Source organism: Clostridium sp. MF28 (assembly GCF_002969175.1).
In the GTDB taxonomy this organism is placed as follows: Bacteria; Bacillota; Clostridia; order Clostridiales; family Clostridiaceae; genus Clostridium; species Clostridium beijerinckii.
Window position 1 is genome coordinate 4198704 of sequence record NZ_CP014331.1, and the last position, 21192, is coordinate 4219895.

16 protein-coding genes are annotated in these 21192 nt (G+C 31.7%); 14 read left to right on the forward strand and 2 right to left on the reverse strand.

The window, feature by feature from the left end; genetic code table 11:
* Positions 1 to 158: 158 nt before the first annotated feature.
* The 11 genes from AXY43_RS18465 (at position 159) to AXY43_RS18515 (ending at position 13952) form a co-directional block, all read left to right on the forward strand.
* Entirely contained in the window at positions 159 to 980 is an 822-nt protein-coding gene (locus tag AXY43_RS18465; RefSeq protein ID WP_105411936.1) for an MBL fold metallo-hydrolase, read from the forward strand.
* Between the two features lie 334 nt (positions 981 to 1314).
* Positions 1315 to 2643, forward strand: a complete 1329-nt coding sequence (locus AXY43_RS18470) for an ABC transporter substrate-binding protein (RefSeq protein WP_077829036.1) — start codon at positions 1315 to 1317, stop codon at positions 2641 to 2643.
* Positions 2644 to 2818: 175 nt separating this feature from the next.
* Positions 2819 to 3754: a carbohydrate ABC transporter permease gene (locus tag AXY43_RS18475; protein WP_017209430.1), complete on the forward strand. Its 936-nt coding sequence runs from the start codon at positions 2819 to 2821 to the stop codon at positions 3752 to 3754.
* On the forward strand, positions 3754 to 4593 hold the full coding sequence (locus AXY43_RS18480) for a carbohydrate ABC transporter permease (protein WP_017209431.1): 840 nt from the start codon (positions 3754 to 3756) through the stop codon (positions 4591 to 4593). Before AXY43_RS18475 ends, AXY43_RS18480 begins: the two co-directional genes overlap by 1 nt.
* Positions 4594 to 4820: 227 nt before the next feature.
* Positions 4821 to 6794, forward strand: a complete 1974-nt coding sequence (locus AXY43_RS18485; RefSeq protein WP_105411937.1) for a hypothetical protein — start codon at positions 4821 to 4823, stop codon at positions 6792 to 6794.
* Positions 6795 to 6965: 171 nt separating this feature from the next.
* Positions 6966 to 8051: a mannonate dehydratase gene (uxuA, locus tag AXY43_RS18490; RefSeq protein ID WP_105411938.1), complete on the forward strand. Its 1086-nt coding sequence runs from the start codon at positions 6966 to 6968 to the stop codon at positions 8049 to 8051.
* A 37-nt stretch (positions 8052 to 8088) separates the two neighbouring features.
* Positions 8089 to 10191: an alpha-glucuronidase family glycosyl hydrolase gene (locus AXY43_RS18495; RefSeq protein ID WP_105411939.1), complete on the forward strand. Its 2103-nt coding sequence runs from the start codon at positions 8089 to 8091 to the stop codon at positions 10189 to 10191.
* A 479-nt stretch (positions 10192 to 10670) separates the two neighbouring features.
* Positions 10671 to 11648 carry a mannose/fructose/sorbose PTS transporter subunit IIA gene (locus tag AXY43_RS18500; protein ID WP_023975729.1) on the forward strand — a complete coding sequence of 326 codons (978 nt, stop codon included), beginning with the start codon at positions 10671 to 10673 and terminating at the stop codon, positions 11646 to 11648.
* Between the two features lie 35 nt (positions 11649 to 11683).
* The gene (locus tag AXY43_RS18505; RefSeq protein ID WP_017209435.1) at positions 11684 to 12490 is read left to right on the forward strand and encodes a PTS mannose/fructose/sorbose transporter subunit IIC; all 807 of its coding nucleotides are present in this window, start codon (positions 11684 to 11686) and stop codon (positions 12488 to 12490) included.
* 19 nt (positions 12491 to 12509) lie between these two features.
* The gene (locus tag AXY43_RS18510; protein ID WP_011968058.1) at positions 12510 to 13421 is read left to right on the forward strand and encodes a PTS system mannose/fructose/sorbose family transporter subunit IID; all 912 of its coding nucleotides are present in this window, start codon (positions 12510 to 12512) and stop codon (positions 13419 to 13421) included.
* A gap of 153 nt (positions 13422 to 13574) precedes the next feature.
* Positions 13575 to 13952, forward strand: a complete 378-nt coding sequence (locus tag AXY43_RS18515) for a DUF956 family protein (RefSeq protein ID WP_023975728.1) — start codon at positions 13575 to 13577, stop codon at positions 13950 to 13952.
* 210 nt (positions 13953 to 14162) lie between these two features.
* On the opposite strand, the gene AXY43_RS18520 is transcribed toward AXY43_RS18515, so the two are convergent.
* Positions 14163 to 14954: a nitroreductase family protein gene (locus AXY43_RS18520; protein ID WP_023975727.1), complete on the reverse strand. Its 792-nt coding sequence runs from the start codon at positions 14952 to 14954 to the stop codon at positions 14163 to 14165.
* Positions 14955 to 15538: 584 nt separating this feature from the next.
* On the reverse strand, positions 15539 to 16780 hold the full coding sequence (locus AXY43_RS18525; RefSeq protein ID WP_039773173.1) for an MFS transporter: 1242 nt from the start codon (positions 16778 to 16780) through the stop codon (positions 15539 to 15541).
* Positions 16781 to 17002: 222 nt separating this feature from the next.
* Between AXY43_RS18525 and AXY43_RS18530 the strand changes: the two genes are divergently transcribed.
* The 3 genes from AXY43_RS18530 (at position 17003) to AXY43_RS18540 (ending at position 21190) form a co-directional block, all read left to right on the forward strand.
* Positions 17003 to 17821 carry a helix-turn-helix domain-containing protein gene (locus tag AXY43_RS18530; protein WP_105411940.1) on the forward strand — a complete coding sequence of 273 codons (819 nt, stop codon included), beginning with the start codon at positions 17003 to 17005 and terminating at the stop codon, positions 17819 to 17821.
* A gap of 211 nt (positions 17822 to 18032) precedes the next feature.
* Positions 18033 to 18920: a bifunctional helix-turn-helix transcriptional regulator/GNAT family N-acetyltransferase gene (locus AXY43_RS18535; RefSeq protein ID WP_105411941.1), complete on the forward strand. Its 888-nt coding sequence runs from the start codon at positions 18033 to 18035 to the stop codon at positions 18918 to 18920.
* A gap of 461 nt (positions 18921 to 19381) precedes the next feature.
* Positions 19382 to 21190 carry a cache domain-containing sensor histidine kinase gene (locus AXY43_RS18540; RefSeq protein WP_105411942.1) on the forward strand — a complete coding sequence of 603 codons (1809 nt, stop codon included), beginning with the start codon at positions 19382 to 19384 and terminating at the stop codon, positions 21188 to 21190.
* Positions 21191 to 21192: the final 2 nt, after the last annotated feature.

Here is a 21192-nt window from a genome sequence, read left to right on the forward strand (position 1 = left end):
ACCATTTATAATGATAGATATCTTATGTAAATAATTACATTTGTGCTAGAATAGCATTAATGTACATTGAGAAAATACATAGTTTAATTTTATTTGCAAAAAATGAGCGATTAAGTTATAGCTAGTAATAAGTGATATTAAGCATAGGAGTGTTTGGTATGTATAATGAATATTATAATATTAAGAAAATAATAGAAGGGGTATATCATATAAGTGATCCCAATAATATATGCTGTACATTAATTGTGGGAAATAAAAAGGCATTACTATTTGATACGGGTTATGGAATTGGAGATTTAAAACAAGTAATTAAATCCGTAACTGATTTGCCTATTGTTGTAGTCAACAGTCATGGGCATCTTGATCATATGGGAGGGAACTATCAGTTTGATGAAATACATATTCATGAAGATGATATATCATTAGCGAAGCATATTCTTTTGTCAGATAAGAGAAAATGGACTGTAGATAATTATAAAAAAAATATAGGACTTCCAAAAGACTTTAGGGAAGAAGAATATATAAATATGGATTGTAGTATAGATTTTATTCCTGTAAAAGAAGGACAAGTTTTTGATGTGGGAGGATATGAACTTGAAGTAATTTATTGTAAAGGACATACAGCTGGGTGTATGTCATTAATTGAAAGGAAAAACAAGCTGTTGCTTTCTGGAGATACAATATTGCAGCATGTATGGATGTTTCTTGAAGAAAGTAGAAAAATGAGTGAATATATTGAGACCCTTAAAAAATTAAACGAATTAGAGGTTGATATTATTCTTACCTCTCATTCTAGTGAACCCTATAGCAAAGAGTTATTAAGTAATTTAATCTATTGTGCTAATAATATTAATGTTTCTAAAAGTACACCATATTTTAATGAAGCATATCCATATAAGGCATTTATGTATTCCGAAGGTGGAGAGCCTTTTGTTACTCCAGACTATGTTTCCATTGTATTTAGAGAGGATAAATTGTAATATTACAAAAATTTAAAGTATAAAAATCACAAATATATACTCGCCTTTATAGAAACAGCTAAAATGATAGAATTGTATTTATAAGGTGAGTATTCTATTTTTAATACATTTTAAATAGCGCATATATTTATGATTATAAGAAAATGATGTATTTTATAAGATAAAGATACTTTTTTTAAGTGAACTATAAAAAAGTCCTGTTAAAACGATACCATTTATAATAATAGGTCACTTATGTAAATAATTACATGTATGTTAGAATAACATTAAAGCTGCAGCAATAACAGTGAAATCTCTGGTGCATTTAGCACTATATAAAATTAGGAGGATATTTATGAAAAATAGAAAAAAAATCATTAGTATTTTATGTGCTTTTTCAATAGCCACATCTATGTTTATAGGTTGTGGAGGTGCTTCAAAAGATGCTGGTAAAGATAGTAGCAAAGGAGATCAGGTAACTCTAAGATTCTCTTGGTGGGGAAGTGATACGCGCCATAAGGCAACTTTAGAAGCAATAGATTTATACATGAAAGAAAATCCTAATGTAAAGATAGAAGCAGAATATGGTGGAGTTGATGGGTATCAGGATAAGTTATCAACTCAGTTAGGCGGCGGTACTGCACCAGATCTTATTCAAGTAGACAACCCTTGGATTTATGATTATGCAAAACAAGGAGAAATGTTTTATGATTTAAATGAATTTAAAGACATAATTGACATGAGTGGATTCGATAAAAAATTCTTGGATGGATATTGTACACTTAATGGAAAAATTCAAGGTCTACCAATGGGATTAAATGCATTAACTATAGTCTACAACAAGGATATAATGAAAAACGCTAATGCTGATATAACTAAAGATTTAGATTGGGACAAATTAATTGAAGAAGGCAAGAAAGTTCATGCACAAAATAGTAATAACTATTTATTGAATGCTGAACAAAATAACTTTTTAGATTTTATTATTATGCCATATGTTATTCAAAAGACTGGTCAGCAATGGGTAAAAGATGATTATACAATGGGATTTGATAAAGCTACACTTACTCAAGCATTTGAACTTGAAAGGAAACTATTTGATGAAGGTATTGTACAACCAGCAGAACAAAGCTTTACATTCAAATCTAAGCCAGAGCAAAATACTGCATGGATAAATAAGCAGTTTGGTGGGACTATTAATTGGGCAGCTGGTTTGGGTGTACTTCTTGGTACTTTAGGAGATAGTGCTGATGTTACATTATTCCCAGTACCTAAAGATGCAAAGAATTCAGGAATAGTAGTAAGACCTGCGACTTTACTTTGTATTAATAAAAAATCTCCTAATGCAAAAGAAGCAGCAAAGTTTATGAACTTTTTCTTTAACGATAAGGAAGCAGCTAAAATTTTAGGAGATGTTAGATCTATACCTCCTGTAGAGGCTTCAAGAAAGGCTGCATTAGATGCAAACAAAGTAAATCCATTATCAGTAAAAGCTGTTGAGCAAGCAACAAAAAACCCAGGGCTAATATACAATGGTGTTTCTAGTAATTCAGAATTAAGAAATATTTTATTAACTGAAATTGAAAATGTTGCATATAAAAAGTTTACACCTGACCAAGCAGCAGATGACATGATTAAACTTTATGAAAGTAAGCTAAAAGAATTAAAGAGTGCTGCAAACTAGAATTAATTAGTCAATGTATGGCAATGTAGTAATTAGAAGCTTCAGCATAGATATTAACCAAATTGATTATTGGGTGTTTCTAATGAAGGATTAATATATTATGCTGGAGCTCATCTATTAGTAAATAATTAGCATTGCAAGAGATTAATATAAAGTAAAGGTAGGAGGTTTTTACGTGGAACAAAGTACAGCAATAGAATTAAAAAGTAGTCTTCACCATAAAAGAAGTAAGACATTGAAAAAATACACTGGATTATTATACATAGCCCCATGGCTATTAGGTTTTCTTGGTTTTCAGCTATATCCTTTAGTTTCATCATTTTATTATTCATTTACTAATTTAAGTTTAGGTGGAAACCCTAAATTTGTTGGTTTAGATAATTATATACGTATATTTACAGTGGATCCAGAGTTTTGGAAATCCTTAAGTGTAACAATTGTATATGTATTTACATCAGTTCCTGCAAAATTAGCGTTTGCATTACTGATTGCAATGATATTAAACTCAAAATTAAAATTTATAAATGCCTTTAGGACTATATACTATATTCCATCCATACTTGGGGGAAGTGTAGCAGTATCTGTATTATGGCGTTTCTTGTTTATGAAAGAAGGTACAATAAATCAGATTTTATCTGTATTCTCAATACCACCTCTTGATTGGATTGGTAGTCCTAGTTTGGCGTTATTCACAATAGATATACTTACTGTTTGGCAGTTTGGTTCATCTATGGTGTTGTTTCTTGCGGGCTTAAAACAGATACCAGCAGAACTATATGAAGCCGGAATAATGGATGGAGCATCAAAAATTAGAATGTTCTTTACAATTACTATACCAATGTTAACACCAATAGTATTTTTTAACGTTATTATGCAATTAGTTGGAGCTTTCCAAGAATTCACATCCGCTTTTGTAATAACAGGTGGAGGTCCTATGCAATCAACTTATTTATATGGAATGAAGTTGTATTTAGAAGCTTTCAGATATTTTAAAATGGGATATGCATCTGCCTTATCTTGGATTCTATTTTTAATAATATTAGTTTTCACACTTATAATATTTAAATCTTCAAAGAAATGGGTTTATTACGATGATGGAGGAGAGTTTTAATGAATAAAAAGTCAAGAAGCACAATTCTAAGATATGTAATTTTAGTAGTAGTCGGAATAATCATGATTTATCCAGTTGTATGGCTTTTCTTTGCTTCATTTAAAAGTAATGATGAATTATTTGGTTCGGCATCATTACTTCCTAAAGCATTTACATGGGATTCATATATACAAGGATGGAAGGGAAGTGGACAATATGGATATAGTACATTTTTCCTTAATACAATAAAACTTGTTATACCAACTGTATTATTTACGGTAATTTCAAGTGCGGTGGTAGCTTACGGTTTTGCAAGATTTAAGTTTCCATTTAAAAAGATATTATTTGCTCTTATGATATCTACACTGATGCTACCAAATGCTGTTGTTATTATTCCTAAATATATGCTATTTAGGGATTTAGGCTGGATTGATAGTTATAATCCTTTTATTGTACCTGCAATTTTTGCCGGATATCCATTTTTTATCTTTATGTTAGTTCAGTTTTTTAGAGGTGTTCCGAGAGAATTGGATGAAGCGGCAACAATTGATGGCTGTAATTCCTTTACAATTTTTTTAAGGATTATGTTGCCTCTAAGTAAACCAGCATTATTTTCAGCAGGAATATTTCAATTTATGTGGACATGGAATGATTTCTTCAATTCCTTAGTTTATATTAATAGTGTTAATAAGTTAACGTTGCCTTTAGCACTTAGGGTATCTCTTGATGCATCAGCTTCAGTTAACTGGAATCAGATAATGGCTATGGCACTAGTAAGTATATTACCTTGTATACTAATATTCTTCTTTGCTCAGAAACATTTTGTAGAAGGAATTGCTACAACAGGCATGAAGGGGTAAGCTATTATTGCTATTAGCGACCAAAGCATAGTTAAGTTATGATAGCTATGCTTTTGTATTTTGGACATACCAAAAGAATGAAGCTTCTATTTTTTAGATAACAACGACGATTAGCGATGTGAAAGATATAAGAATATCTAAGAAGTATGGGAGAGCGTATTAAATGATAAATGGCGAATATGCATAGAAAATGCAGTCATATGAATAATGATTGGAGGTTAATTAACATGGAATTTATCATGATGGCAAGAAGTAAGGAACAAGAGAATACTGATTATCTCACATTGCATGAACAGGGATTAAATGCTTCTGTAGAGATATTAGGCGGGAATGGGAGTATAAAGAACCCATTTCATGCAAAAGTATTGATTAATAACGAAAATAATGCAAAGTGGTATGGAGTTATTCATGTTGAATTGCCATTCAATAAAGTAAATCCACGCTATTTCATGCCAGCATTTATGTATGGTAGAAATCGTGGTGAGTGTCCACAGAATGTTCCTAATGAGTTTCCAAGACTTAGAGAGGAGACGAAGCGCCCATCCTCACCTTGGTGGATGGTAAGAGGCGACAGGTTATCCCATCCAGTAGCCTTGGTATATGACAGTGATAAAATATACGGATTTAGTGCAAGCCCATATTTCATAAGTAAAAGTGGAATGAAACAGCAATGGAAACCCGAAGTTGAAGGTGAATTTTATCAATATGCAGGATATACATGTTCGCTATCTAAAGGAACTGTAGGTTATACATTGGGTTATGAAAATGCACCATGGCTATTTATAAAATCACATGATGTTAGAGAAAGAGCACCACTAGGTGAGAATTGTTTTGAATTGGAGCCTGGGGAGAACGTTGAATTCACATTGGATTTATACGAATTTGACTCTAAAACAATGCTGGATGTTAATGCTGTGATTGAAGAGGTATATTATCATTATCATCAGAATCCAAGAAATGCCAGCGATATAAGAACGACAGTTGCTGATTTGGCCCGTGCTGTTTATCAAGATGCATGGCTTCCAGAAGAGTTGAGTTATTCTGGTCAGGTTTTTGAAGATAAGGATACTGGAGGATACAGATATAACAAAATTATATCGATTACTTGGACTAATGGGTTATCAGTAGCAACACCTATGTTAATGGCAGCTTTGCGGCTTGAGGATGAGTGTATGCGTCAGCAGGCACTATCCTGCATAGAAAATATTATTAAAAAATCCCTAAACCCTGCTAATGGGTTACCTTATGAGGCTTATAGTGATGGAAAATGGTCGGTTAATGGATGGTGGTTCGATGGTATGCATACACCAGGACATAGTTCCTACTTAATAGGGCAGTCATTATTTTATATTCTTAAGGCTTATGATTATGAAAATAAACTTAAAAACTGCCTTCATGAGGATTGGATGGCATTTGTAAAAGAAGTTCTTATGAAAGTTGAAAAGACAAAAAATACTGATGAAGAATATCCTTTTATTTTATCAGAGAAAACTGGAGCTGGTATTGAATACGATTCGTTTAGTGGCACATGGTGTATGGCCGCATTAGGATATTATTGCTATATTACAGGAGACAAATCACATATAGATAGCTTAAGGAAAAGTGAAAAGCATTATTATGAAGAATACATTAAGCATATGGAATGCTATGGAGCACCATTGGATACAGATAAGGCTACAGATTCTGAGGGGATTTTAGCATACATAAAAGCAGTCAGATTTCTACATGCCTTAACAGGTGAAAAGCAATATTTAGAACACATGAGAGATGCAATATGCTATGAATTTTCTTTTAAGTTCTGCTATAACTCTCCTGTTAAAATAAATCCACTTAGTAGAATTGGATGGTCCAGCTGTGGAGGAAGTGTGACATCCATCGCTAATCCTCATATTCATCCAATGTCAAGTAATCTTGTAGACGAATTGCTGTATTTTGTGGAGAACAGTAAAGATAAATATGTAAGAAATCGTATGATGGATGTAATAGGCTGGGGATGCCAGACCTATAACACATATGATAAAGAATATGATTATGGGAAAAAAGGCTGGATGTCTGAGAGATTCTGTCATTGTGAAGGGTTAGTATCAGAAAAATATAGTGACGGCTCACTTGCTAGTACGTGGTTTTGCCTAATGCCATGGGCAAGCGGATCCATTATAGATGGTCTTGCAGGATGTTCTTGGGATAAATGTTTCGAATAGAAAGAGTTTATAATTCATATGAGTTCTAATTAATTAAATTACTAAACGATTGAATTATTTCGGTTAACAGGATATTTAATAAATTTAGATTTGAGAATAAATAAGAAGTAATAGAGATGTTTAATATTGGATTTAACATACAAAAATAAACAAAGAAAAGGTGAGAAATATATGGAAATGACATTAAGATGGTTTGGAAAAGAAGCAGATTCAGTAACACTGGAACAAATTAGACAAATTCCTGGAGTTACAGGTGTTGTAACAACTTTATACGATACAATGCCAGGAGAGGTTTGGCCTCATGAGAGAATTAAAGCCATGAAAGCTGAAGTAGAGGCGGCTAGTCTTAGAATAGCAGGTATAGAAAGTGTTAATATACATGATTCGATTAAAGTAGGTACACCAGATAGAGATAAATATATAGCTAATTATATTACTACTTTAGAGAGATTAGGGCAAGAAGGCATAGATGTTGTTTGTTATAATTTTATGCCAGTATTTGATTGGACTAGATCTGACCTTGCTAAAGTAAGACCTGACGGTTCAACAGTGTTATCTTATGACCAAGAACTTGTTGACAAAATTAATCCTGAGAATTTATTATCTTCAATGGATTCAAAATCTAATGGCTTTATGCTTCCAGGCTGGGAGCCTGAGCGTATGGCTAGAATTAAAGAATTATTTGAAATGTATAAAGATGTGGATAATGAGAAATTATTTAGTAATTTAAAATACTTCTTAGAGGCAATCATGCCAACGTGTGAGAAGTACAATATAAAGATGGCAATACATCCAGATGATCCAGCATGGCCAGTATTTGGATTACCAAGAATTATGACATGTAAAGAAAACTTATTAAGACTAGTAACTATGGTAGATAGTCCATGTAATGGAGTTACCTTATGTACTGGATCTTTAGGATCAAATATGAATAATGATATTCCAGATATTATAAGAGCATTAAAGGGAAAAATTCATTTTGCTCATGTTAGAAATATTAAACACTATGCTCCAGGAAAATTTGATGAAGCTGCACATCTATCCTCTGATGGATCTTTAGATATGTATGAAGTTATGAAAGCCTTATATGAAATAGGGTTTAAAGGAATTGTAAGACCAGATCATGGTCGCATGATTTGGGGAGAAGTAGCTATGCCAGGATATGGACTTTATGATAGAGCTCTTGGAGTAGCATATTTAAATGGAATATTGGAAAGCTTACAGAAGTCAATTACAAAACTATCTAAAAACAATTAATAACTAGTAGTATACTGAAAATGTGGAGGTAGTTAAGATGATAGATAAAAAAAGTAAATTATATTCTTGTTGGCTAAGCTACAGTAATATTAAAAACAGTAAGTATAAAGAATATCTTGAAAATGTCTTGGTTTCCTGTAAAAGCGAAATTATAGATTCGGCAGTATCTGAATTAGGAAGGGTATTTAAAGAAATTTGTGATAGTAAAAAGACTCAAGCAATTTACGAAAATGAAAAAGACATTAAAGATATTAGCTATATTAAATTGGAGAAAAATCAAGATGAAAGTTTAGTTAATGATGGATATAAGATAAAACATGAGATTATTAATGGAAAAAATAAATGTATAAGTATTTCTGCTAAGAATGATAATGGTATTCTTTATGGAGTGTTTGCTTTATTGCGTTTACTTGAACAAAATAAGCAGCTTGAAGGAATTGAAATAGTAGATAATCCAGAGAAAGATCTTAGATTAATAAATCATTGGGATAATGGAGATGGAACTATTGAACGTGGCTTTGCTGGTGCTTCTGTTTTGTTCGAAAGCTGCAGGAACAAAGATATTATGAAGGAGGTTATGGATGAAATTGGTGGCATAACAGCAACTAGACCGGCCTTAAGAAAAGCGTTTAATGATGACTATAAGGTAGCTTCTGATTTAGATAGGGTTAATGATTATGCAAGAATGCTTTCCTCTATTGGAATTAATGGAGTAATCATAAATAACACTAATGTTCATGAAGCAGAGACTCACTTAATGGATAGTAAAATTGATATTGTGAAAAATATTAGTGATATATTTGATAAATGGGGAATTAAAACTTATTTGAGTATAAATTTTGCTGCTCCAATTACATTGAAGGATTTAGATACTTCTGATCCATTAGATGAAAGGGTAAAAGAATGGTGGAATAAAAAAGTTCAATATATGTATAAAGTGATTCCTAATTTGGGAGGTTTCATGGTAAAAGCTGATTCAGAGGGAAGACCAGGGCCATTTACTTATGGACGTAACCATGCAGATGGAGCTAATATGCTTGGAGAAGCACTTGTACCATATGGAGGAATATTAATATGGAGATGCTTTGTATACAACTGCAAGCAGGATTGGCGAGATCATTCAATAGATAGAGCCAAGGCAGCTTATGATTGTTTTAACCCATTAGATGGACAATTTTTAGATAATGTATATTTACAAATTAAGAATGGTCCATTGGATTTCCAAGTTAGGGAACCAGTATCACCATTATTTGGGACAATGGATAAAACTAATAAATTATTGGAACTTCAAATAACTCAGGAATACACAGGACAACAAAAGCATGTATGCTATTTAATTCCTATGTGGAAAGAGGTTTTAAATACTCAAACTTACGCAAATGGTAATATTGAAAGCAATGTTGCTAAGAGAGTCAGTGGAATTAATGCAATAGTTAATGTAGGAAACGATGAAAACTGGACTGGTCACTTCTTAGCTCAAGCTAATCTTTATGGATATGGGCGTCTTGCTTGGAATAGTGATATTACTAGTGAGGCGATTGCAGAAGAGTGGATAACTCTAACTCTTGGCAATAATCCAGTAGTTATGAAAAACGTAAAAGATATATTAATAAATTCCTGGGAAGCATATGAAAAGTATACATCACCTCTTGGAATAGGTTGGATGGTATCGCCAGGACATCACTATGGACCAGATGTAGATGGATATGAATTTTCGCCTTGGGGTACATATCATAGAGCAGACTGTAAAGGCGTTGGAATTGATCGTACCATTGAAAAAGGAACAGGTTATTCAGAACAATATAATGAACCTATTAAGAGTAAATATAATAATTTAGAAAGCTGCCCGGATGAATTATTATTATTTTTCCATCATGTACCTTATACTAAGGTATTGAAATCAGGAAAAACAGTAATTCAGCATATCTATGATACACATTTTGAGGGCTTTGAAATAGTAGATAATTTTATCCATAAGTGGAATGAATTAAAAGATATCATAGATGAAAAGGTATATGAGCAAGTTCTTGAACGACTTAATATACAACTAGATAGCGCTAGAGATTGGAGAGACCAAGTTAATACATATTTCTATAGAATGTCTGGAATACAGGATGAAAAAGGTAGAAAAATATATTAATTTATTTCTAATATTTACCCACTAAGTCTTAGAACTCCGATAATATAGTTTTTATATAACCATATTATGACATGCTATTGGAGTTTACTTTTTTTGTGATAATGTTAAAATTTTGGTGTAAACACCAGTTAAAAAATTTTAAAAAATATCTTGCACAATGAAAAAAAAAGTGCTATTATGAAAACGTAGTCTAGAGAGGGGTGCCTAGAAAGGGCTTTTAGTAGACTATAATGAAATAATAATAATATCTAGCATGTTACTGATTCGATCAGGCATAAGCATAGAGAAGTAAAATGAAGTAATATTTATTCGTTAAAAACACATATTTTGTACAGTTTTTATAGGGTATTATCATATTTTTTTATGATTTAATTTTGGTGTACAAATATTGTGACGATATACGAATATATACTATTGTTTTATTTCCAAATGCTTATGCCTTTTGTTTTTGTAACAAATAAAAAATAGGAGGTATAAAAATGGTAGGAATTATTCTTGCTAGTCACGGAGAATTTGCTAAAGGCATCATGCAATCTGGTGCGATGATTTTCGGAGAACAAGAAAACGTAAAAGCTGTTACGTTGATGCCTAGCGAAGGACCTGATGATCTTAGAGCAAAAATGAAAGATGCAATCGCATCCTTTGACAACCAAGATGAGGTTTTATTCTTAGTTGATCTTTGGGGTGGTACACCATTCAACCAAGCGAATATGCTATTTGAAGAACATAAAGACAAATGGGCAATCGTAGCTGGTTTGAATTTGCCAATGCTGATTGAAACTTATGGTGCACGTCTTTCAATGGAATCTGCTCATGAAATTGCAGCTTATATCTTAAATGCAGGTAAAGAAGGAGTTAAAGTTAAACCCGAGGAGTTAGAACCAGCAGATACTGGTAATGCTTCAGGAGCGGGAGCAGGGCAATCTAATGCAGGTGCACCTGGATCGTTTGAATACGTTTTAGCTCGTATCGACTCTCGTTTACTTCATGGTCAAGTAGCAACTGCTTGGACAAAAACTGTAAATCCTACACGAATTATTGTCGTGTCAGATGATGTAGCTAGAGATACTCTTCGTAAGAATTTGATTACGCAAGCTTCTCCTCCGGGGGTTAAGGCTCATGTTGTTCCAGTTGATCATATGATTAAACTTGCAAAAGATGATAAGCATTTTGGAGGCCAACGTGCAATGCTTCTTTTTGAAAATCCAAAAGATGTGCTTAGAGCTGTAGAAGGCGGAATACCGCTAAAGACGGTCAATGTTGGTTCAATGGCTCATTCTCCAGGTAAGGTTCAACCAAGCAAAGTTTTAGCTTTCAATCAAGAAGATATCGATATATTTAATAAGCTTAAACAAGCTGGACTTACTTTTGATGTGCGTAAAGTACCAAATGATTCAAAAGCAAATATGGACGAAATACTTAAAAAAGCACAAGAAGAATTAAAAAAATTAAAATAATCTAATTATTTAGAGAAAAAGGAGGATTAATAACCATGACTTTAAATATAGTTCAAATTATATTAGTCATTTTAATAGCATTTTTAGCTGGTGTAGAAGGTATCTTAGATGAATTCCAATTTCACCAACCGATAATTGCTTGTACATTAATTGGCTTGGTTACAGGTAATTTACTACCATGCTTAATCTTAGGTGGTACTCTTCAAATGATAGCCTTAGGTTGGGCAAATATTGGTGCTGCTGTAGCACCTGATGCAGCATTAGCCGCTGTTGCATCTGCAATTATTTTAGTTCTTGGAGGTCAAGGTGAAGCAGGAGTTGCTTCAGCGATTGCTATTGCTGTTCCTCTAGCAGTTGCAGGATTATTATTAACAATTATTTGTCGTACACTTGCTACAGCGTTCGTACATTTTATGGATGCTGCTGCTAAAGAAGGAAATCTTAGAGCTATTGATATGTGGCAAATCGCTGCTATTTGTTTACAAGGTATACGTATTGCGATTCCAGCTGCACTAGTATTAGCAATCGGTGCTGGTCCTATTAGTTCATTACTTGCTGCTATGCCTACTTGGTTAACAGGCGGTTTAGCAATTGGTGGTGGAATGGTTGTAGCTGTTGGTTATGCAATGGTAATCAACATGATGGCTACAAAAGAAGTATGGCCATTCTTTGCAATTGGTTTTGTATTAGCAACTGTTTCACAAATTACACTTATCGGACTTGGTGCAATAGGTGTAGCTTTAGCACTTCTTTACTTAGCACTTAGCAAACAAGGTGGCTCAGGTAATGGTGGAAGTTCAAATACTGGTGATCCTTTAGGGGATCTAATAGATAGATACTAAGAAGGGAGAGGAAACGAAAATGTCAAAAGAATTAAAATTAACAAAAAGAGACCGTATTTCTGTTTGGTTCCGTTCATTTTTCCTTCAAGGTTCTTGGAACTATGAAAGAATGCAAAATGGTGGTTGGGCATTTGCAATGATTCCAGCAATCAGAAAATTATATAAGACTAAAGAAGAGAGAGCTGCAGCATTAGAACGTCACTTAGAGTTCTTTAACACTCACCCATATGTAGCTTCACCAGTTGTTGGTGTAACATTAGCTTTAGAAGAAGAACGTGCAAATGGTGCACCAATCGACGATGTAACTATTCAAGGTGTTAAGATTGGTATGATGGGACCTTTAGCAGGTATCGGAGATCCAGTTTTCTGGTTCACTGTAAGACCAATTTTAGGAGCATTAGCTGCTTCACTTGCTCTAGGTGGTAACATCCTTGGACCAATTATCTTCTTCTTCGCTTGGAATATCATCCGTATGGCATTTATGTGGTATACACAAGAGTTTGGTTACAAAGCAGGATCTCGTATTAGTGAAGATTTATCAGGTAATATGCTACAAGATATTACAAAAGGAGCATCTATCCTTGGTATGTTCATCTTAGGATCGTTAGTTAACAGATGGGTATCTGTTAAATTTGCACCAGTAGTATCATCTGTTAAATTAAGTGATGGTGCATTTATTGATTGGAGCAAACTTCCTGCTGGAGCAGAAGGTGTTAAGCAAGCTCTATTACAACAAGCATCAGGTATGTCATTAACTGATACTAAGATTACAACATTACAAAATAACTTAGATTCATTAATCCCTGGATTTGTAGGATTATTAATTACACTTCTTTGTATGTGGTTACTTAAGAGGAAGGTATCTCCAATTCTTATAATTCTTGGATTGTTCATAATTGGTATTGTTTTCCACTTGATCGGTTTAATGTAGTACTTTTTTACTTAGCCTAGGCTTTTTAGCCTGGGCTTTTGTTAACAATATTAATCGTGTTACTTTTAATAGACTTTGGAATAATTGATAAAAACATGTAAAGAATATATAATAAAAATAAATGTGTATATAAGTAGAAAAGAGGTAGATAGGATGGTTGAGTCACTCAATACAAAGGTTGATCTAGCAATTGATGGAACATCTTTTGCTGGCGTTGCAGATTACGGCAAGATTATGATAGGTGACAAAGGTTTTGAGTTCTATAATTCTCGTGATTATCGTAAATTTATTCAAATTCCTTGGGAAGAAGTTGACTATGTGATTGCATCTGTATTATTTAAAGGAAAATGGATTCCACGATATGCAATTCGAACGAAGAAAAATGGAACATATACTTTTTCTTCTAAAGAAGCAAAGAAAGTGCTTCGTACTGTTCGAAATTATGTTGATCCAAATCATATGGTTTATTCATTAAGTTTTGTTGATGTAGTGAAAAGAGCACTGAAATCTACATTTAAGAAGAAGAGCTGATCGACTAAAGAAGTCATCATGTTTATAAAGTAAAACTTTTCAGATAGAGCTTTATATTCACAGTTGAATTTAGTTGAACTTATGCAACAAAGAGTATTTTGTCTTGCATTTTTCTTTCTACCATGAAACCCACTAAAATAGATAGTAGATTTTAGTGGGTTGTTTTAATGTAAAATATTCAAATATTTATCTTGATTTTATAGAGCAATGCTAATTTACAAAAGTAAACTCTAATGGATCTTTATCAACTAATCTTGGATAAGTATATTTAGGATATCCCACCATAATAGCACCAGTGATTTTCTTATCTTCAGGGATGTTAAATAATTTAAGTAATGGAGAATTATCTTTCATAGCAATTCTTTCAAACATCCCAGCCCAACATGATCCTAAGCCTAGTGTTGGCGCATATAGCTCCAAATATGTTAATGAAAGAATTGAATTTTCTCTTCCTCGTGGAAAGTTTGAATTAGCAGTTGCTAGGATAAGGCTGGATGCTCCACGCAAAATTGTATCAATTCCTTTTTCACGGTATGGCTTTGTGAATTCACTCGATACATTATCCTTTTCAAATTCTTCGATGACAATTTTAACAGCTTTATCAAGTATCTTTCTATCATCAATGATAGTATAAGATATTCCTTGAAGATTATGTCCACTAGGAGCAAAATGTGCAATATTCACAAGATCTATTAATTTTTCTCTTGGCACAGGAGTTTCTTTATATGAGCGGATTGAACGCCTTGAACGAAGAAAGTTTTCTGCTTCCTCAGGACTTAGTTTTGGAAATTTTTTTGAGCTGGTTTGATTGGTTAATGGTGTTTTTATATTATCAATTGCTTCCCTTGGGCATATAGCTACACAATGACCACAGGAAATACACTCTTCACCGCAAATTTCTTTAGGTCCATTTTCACTAAGTTCTAATACACGTTCTGGGCACTCATTTACGCACAAACCACATTTAATACATTTATCTTGATTTACAGTTATCAAATTCATTTTTATCTTCTCCTTTACTTTAAACATATTCCTTTAAGTAATAAGATTTATTTAATAGTATTATCGTATTAAAGATATATATAGATTTCCAATTTAAGAATTCAATTTATTAAATGAACATATTTATAAAGCTTCTAAAATTTTAAGTTTATATCTTCACTAGAAATCATAAATATATTTGTGGAGAAAACATTTGAAAATGAGCTGTTAAAGGTTCTTAGCTGTAGGTTGTTCCACTTTAGCTTGTCAAACTGAAAGTTGGAGCATGCTAAAGTGGATACAACCTGCTGATTAGAACCTTCAGCGATATTTTCATAGCTTTTCGGAATCAAAATATTTATGATTTCGGTAAGCATCACACAAGTCTAAATTTAAAGTTGGATATCTATAATATGCTTAACAATATAAAATTAATGAAAGTAAATTCTTTTTAATTCATTATACAATTAAAGAATTCTTTTAAATAGATGATAAATTATCATAGGATAAATAATCACAGCAGTATTATCATTATTAGCAGTAAATAATTTTTTGGGAATATGAGCTTGTTATTTTTTTGATTATGTCTTAAAGTATTTCACAAATTACTGACGAGTTGGTTGATTTCCATGGGTAAATGCACTTGAGGATTTAGTATTATTTTCTCTATTTAAGAGACCATTAGTGATTAAATAATAAACACATGCTATCAAAAGTGCACTGCAACTTGCAATTGTGATTCCAATAACACCAAATGAATGATATACAGAGGTACTTATCCACGATCCAAGGGACCCACCTAAGTAATACCCAACCATGTAAAGTGAATTTAATCTGCTATGATTTTGGAGACTAAGCTTATAAATCCTTCCTTGATTTAGAGACATATTCATTCTTGAACCAACATCTAAAGTAAAGGTTACGAGAATTATAATTATAAGTTTGGACCAGCCTACACCTAAGATTAAAAAAGAAACAAACATTATAGCTAAAGCAAAAAGGTTCCATAAGCTTACTTTTTTACTATTTGTAAGTTTTCCCGAAAATCCAGCGGCTAACGCACCTGCTATACCTAAAAAGCCAAAGAGTCCAACTATTGCACTTCCATAACTATAAGGAGAACCTTCTAAAATAAAGGATAATGAAACCCAAAAAATATTAAAGGCACAAAAGGCAGCAGCACCAAAAACTATTGTTTCTCTTAATACTTTTTCTTTTTTTAATAATGGAGGTAAAGATAGTATGATATTTTTATATGAACTTTCCTTTTTTACATTATCATTTGGGAGAGAATAAAATAAGTATACTGCAAAAATTAATAAAACTATTGCTGCAAATTCATGAACTCCTCTCCAGCCAATTAGTTGGCCTAGAACTCCACCTAGAACTCTACCGAGTAAAACTCCAAGAAATACTCCGGTTAATAAGTGACCAACAATTATACCACGTTTTTCTGACGAAATATTTGAAGAAACAAATGGGATTATAAGCTGTGCTGAAACACTTGAAATCCCCATAAAAAAGCCTATAATTACTATTAAATTAAAGGTAGAGACTAAAGTCATTAAATATAATAATATAGCTGAACAAATAATACTTAAAATGATTAATAGTTTTCTACTATACCTGTCTCCTAGTGGAACAATGAACAACAATCCCATTGTATAGCCTATTTGTATAGCTGTTACAAGCTTACCAGATGATGAAGCAGGTATAAAAAAATCATTGGAAATATTGGTCAATAAAACTTGATCGTAGTACAAATTAGCTACTATAATTGCACAAATAATTGATAAAATTAATAATAGTTTGTTTGAAAAATTTTTGTTTTTTAAAGCTCTATTCATTTTCACATCTTCCTCTCTATAGCTTATGAAGATAGTGTATAATGAAAGTATTATTTTAAATAGAACCTAAGTTATCATATGATTAATAATACTATGTTTGGCAGACCTTAATCATAATTCTAAAAGTATTGCAAGAATTTTAGCTGCGATTGTGAAATGTGCATTGTGAATTACAACATATATAATAATAAAGTTTATATGAATAGAGATGGGGAGGTAATAATGATATCTAAAAACAAAGAACTTGGATTATTTTTAAAAAAGAAAAGATCCACATTAAGACCAGAACAATTTGGACTCAAATTTGATAAAAAAAGAAGGGTGAAAGGATTAAAGAGAGAGGAAGTCGCTGATTTAGCCGGAGTAAGTATTGACTGGTATGTGCGTATTGAACAAGGACAAGATGTTAATCCATCAATAGATGTGTTACTTTCCTTGAGTAGGGTTTTGCAATTAAATAATGAAGAAAAAAGATATTTATTTAATTTATCAGATAAGAAATTACCTGTAGAAGACTTTGCAGATGTTGCTATTTCTAATACATTACAAAAATTCTTAGACAATCAAAATCCAAGTATAGCTTATGTTACTGATAGTAAATTAACAATGATTGGATGGAATATGGCGGCACTAAAAGTTTATGGTAATTATGAAGAAATGGATGAAAAAGAAAGAAACTCAGTTTGGAGAGCTTTTAATGATGATTATCTAAAAGAACTGTTAGATAATTGGGAAGGGCATTCTAAATTACGTGTTGAACAATTGAGAGCAAATTACGGTTATTATGAGAATGATAATACAATAAATGCAATTATAAATGAATTAAATGAAAAAGATCCTCTATTTAATAAATGGTGGAATAATCAAGGTATTATGGGAACACCAGAAGGTCAAAAACTTTTACATCATCCTTTAGTAGGGGATTTATACCTAAGTTATATTTCATTTAGGTCCACAGAAATAGAGGGAGCAAGTATCACCATTCAAATGCCTATAGATGATGAAACAAAGAATAAATTAAAGCAGCTTATCTTAGAATAAATAATATTCATCATTAAGCTTATTGCTCTTAATGGAATCATAATTATGCCATATTTTTAGCATAAGAATTCAGAATAATGTAGCACGTTATTTCTTTCCTGTAATAGTCATAAAAGCTCTGTAAATTATAAATTGATTTATGAAGTCAACTTGTAATAAAAACGAAAGTGAGTTATAATTGTTGATAATATCAATTAATTTGGAGGCGAATATGAGAAACGAAGAGATAATTAGAAAAGAGGTAAGATTAATTGTGAGAGAATTAGGGCTGCTTAATCACAATTGCCTAAATTCTGAATTAACACTGGCTCAAGCTCATATATTAAATTACATAAAACAAAATGGAAAAACTCCTTTTAATGAATTGCTAATAAATTTAGGTATTGATAAGGCTTCGTTAAGCAGGATACTTAATAATTTGGAGGCTAAAAATTATTTGGAGCTGAAGAAATCAGAAGCTGATAAAAGAATGAAAGATATTTGTATTCTTCCATTAGGTATTAAGGCTATAAATAGTGGAGACCATGAAGCAAATAAATTTATTAATGAAATTTTAAATTTAGGGGATAGTGAAGATACAGAAAATATTGTGGGAGCATTTAGATTATTTCGCGTTCTTGCATTAAAAAACAATCTCAAGAAGAATGATTCTAGAATATTAATAGAAAGAATTTCTGAAAATTATATAAAAGAAGCAATTGAATTAGCAACAGAAGTATTTACTAATGAGCAAAGCATTCCAGAAGAATTGGTTCCAGTGAGTGAAAATTTAAAACCAATTTGGTGGTGCGCAAGAGTAGGAGAAGATATTATTGGAGTAGTATCAGCATGGAAAGAAAAGGATAAATGGCATTGGGGAAGATTTGCTGTTGATAAAAGATTAAGAGGCATGGGAATTGGTCAGAAGCTTGCTATAGCTTCATTAAAAGAAATTTTTAATTCTTATACTGACGAAATTTACATTGAAGCAAGAGATGCAACTCTAAATATGTTAATGAAATTTGAATGCAAAGTAATTGGAGAGGCAGAAGATTTTTATGGTGAACCTGTAACTCCAATAATATTAAGTAAAAATAATTTTATTAAGAGATGTAAATAGAGAAAAGAATCAATTTAATTAGTAGCAAAAGATTATTTTAAAGGTAATATTATTAACTATATCATAAAAGAACACGAAAATCTGAAAATTTAGATTTTCGTGTTTTTTTAGTTACTTATAAAAATTATTAATATTTAATAATACAAGGTTACAGTTGAATTCTTCATTAATCATTATTACTATCTTGAAAATACCAAACTAAATAGAATCATATGTACAGCTGAAGTTTATCAGCGATTTTAAGAAGCTTTGGAATCTGTAAGATTGTAGTAAAATAATTGATTCATTAAATTACATTATTTATAAGTAATTCTAAAATTTGTTGCATTCATATGATATAATTTAGAATAATTGCCTTGTGATTTATTTGGTTAATGATGTATTTATTAGTGAAAAGCTTGAAAAAACGATTTCAATAAGTTTTTGTATTATTATTTTGAATTCATGGGAGGAATCTAACAATGTGGCTCAAAAAACTAAATAAAAAATTATCTAATAGTAAAGTTGGGGTAATAATAGCCTTGTTTTATTTCGCGCTTATTGTAGCTTCAACTGCTGTAAGTAGCTTATTCTATGAAAAAATATATTTAAATATTACTCAAAAAAAGGTCAGTGAAGTTTCTGTTCAGACATTAAATTCTATACAGACAAATATTAATTTGATGATTAATAATGCGGATAGTCTATCTAAAATGGTTTTGTCAAATAGTGATTTACAGAAACTTTTACGACAAGGGAGTATGTATGAGGATTTAAATACTCAGGCTAAAGTAAGCTCGTACTTATACAAATTTATTCAATCAGTACCTTATGTAAGTTCAGTTTATATTCTAGATAATTCTAATAATATCTATTCAGTGGGGGCAGATGTATTGCCAAGCATTCCAGCCAAAAAGATTATTGATGCAAAATGGTACAAACGTGTTATGGAAAAGAAAGGAGGCTTTATACTAGAACTCAATGGAGGAGGCGTTAATTTTGAAAATAATAAAGATAACTATGTTTCTTTGATACGTTTAGTCAGGGATATGGATAATGTAGATAAATTAGGCGTTTTAGTAATAAATATTCCACAAAAATCATTTAAGCAGGTTTTTGACAATATATCGAATGATGTTGAAACCAATATAGCAGTATTAGATGAAGAAAATCAAAAAATCACATCATTAAAGAATGTAAATGATGACAAAGAAAATGTACATGGAGGCATAGATGTTGATGATGAAATGATGCAGGCAGGAGATGAATTTGTAGGGAATGATATAGGTTATAAAATGAAAAAAATAGATAAAACAGAATATTTGATAACTTATAGCTCTAAGAATGATTATAATTGGAAATTTGTTAGCGTGATACCTTTTGCTCAACTGTATAAAGAGAACATGACTATGATATTTATTGGTTTTGTAATCATATTATTTAATGGTATTATCCTATTTGTTTGTTCCGTTGGTATATCAAGAATTGTTACTACACCTATTAAATATTTGCTAAACTCCATGAAAGATATAGAGAAAGGTGTATTCAATGAAGTACAGATTAAGGCTCATGGCTATGAATTGAAAAAACTTTGCAGAGGTTACAATATAATGATAGCAGAAATAAAAAAACTCATCGCAAGGGTCATACAGGAACAAAAAATGATAAGAAAAGCAGAATTATATACGTTCCAAGCACAGATTAAGCCACATTTTTTATATAATACTTTAGATTCAATTAATTCATTAGCTCTTTCAGGGTGCAATAGAGAGGTTAGCGAATTAGTAGAGGCTTTAGGAAATTATTATAGGACAAGCGTAAGTAAGGGAAAGGAAATTATAACTATTGGAGAAGAAATAGAAATGGTCAAAAATTATCTAAAAATTCAAAAGATAAGATATCCAGATTTATTTGAAGTAGAATATTTCCTTGAGGCAAGCTGCCTGGAGTATAAGATTCCAAAGCTTATATTGCAACCACTTGCTGAAAATGCACTATATCACGGAATTAGAGAAAATGGAAAAAGTGGTACTATAAAAATTAGTGCGCACATGGATGATGGTATTGTTATTTTATCTGTAGAAGATGATGGCGCTGGAATGAGCGAGGAACAAATAGATGATATTATGAACATTAACAATAAGAGTATTAAGGAAAGCTTTGGACTTAGAGGGACTCTTGAAAGAATAAAGATTTTTTATGGTGAGGATGATGCTTTTAAAATTGAAAGCAAGCTGGGAGAAGGTACAAAAATTTTATTGTATATAAATATCGAAGATAAGGAGGATTAAAA

Excerpts from the sequence above, each read along its gene's own strand:
- AXY43_RS18510 (WP_011968058.1), top strand. The coding sequence starts at position 12,510 with ATGTCAAAAGAATTAAAATTAACAAAAAGAGACCGTATTTCTGTTTGG.
- AXY43_RS18520 (WP_023975727.1), bottom strand. The coding sequence starts at position 14,954 with ATGAATTTGATAACTGTAAATCAAGATAAATGTATTAAATGTGGTTTG.
- AXY43_RS18530 (WP_105411940.1), top strand. The coding sequence starts at position 17,003 with ATGATATCTAAAAACAAAGAACTTGGATTATTTTTAAAAAAGAAAAGA.
- uxuA (WP_105411938.1), top strand. The coding sequence starts at position 6,966 with ATGGAAATGACATTAAGATGGTTTGGAAAAGAAGCAGATTCAGTAACA.
- AXY43_RS18540 (WP_105411942.1), top strand. The coding sequence starts at position 19,382 with ATGTGGCTCAAAAAACTAAATAAAAAATTATCTAATAGTAAAGTTGGG.
- AXY43_RS18500 (WP_023975729.1), top strand. The coding sequence starts at position 10,671 with ATGGTAGGAATTATTCTTGCTAGTCACGGAGAATTTGCTAAAGGCATC.
- AXY43_RS18515 (WP_023975728.1), top strand. The coding sequence starts at position 13,575 with ATGGTTGAGTCACTCAATACAAAGGTTGATCTAGCAATTGATGGAACA.
- AXY43_RS18525 (WP_039773173.1), bottom strand. The coding sequence starts at position 16,780 with ATGAATAGAGCTTTAAAAAACAAAAATTTTTCAAACAAACTATTATTA.
- AXY43_RS18535 (WP_105411941.1), top strand. The coding sequence starts at position 18,033 with ATGAGAAACGAAGAGATAATTAGAAAAGAGGTAAGATTAATTGTGAGA.
- AXY43_RS18465 (WP_105411936.1), top strand. The coding sequence starts at position 159 with ATGTATAATGAATATTATAATATTAAGAAAATAATAGAAGGGGTATAT.
- AXY43_RS18480 (WP_017209431.1), top strand. The coding sequence starts at position 3,754 with ATGAATAAAAAGTCAAGAAGCACAATTCTAAGATATGTAATTTTAGTA.
- AXY43_RS18485 (WP_105411937.1), top strand. The coding sequence starts at position 4,821 with ATGGAATTTATCATGATGGCAAGAAGTAAGGAACAAGAGAATACTGAT.
- AXY43_RS18495 (WP_105411939.1), top strand. The coding sequence starts at position 8,089 with ATGATAGATAAAAAAAGTAAATTATATTCTTGTTGGCTAAGCTACAGT.
- AXY43_RS18470 (WP_077829036.1), top strand. The coding sequence starts at position 1,315 with ATGAAAAATAGAAAAAAAATCATTAGTATTTTATGTGCTTTTTCAATA.
- AXY43_RS18505 (WP_017209435.1), top strand. The coding sequence starts at position 11,684 with ATGACTTTAAATATAGTTCAAATTATATTAGTCATTTTAATAGCATTT.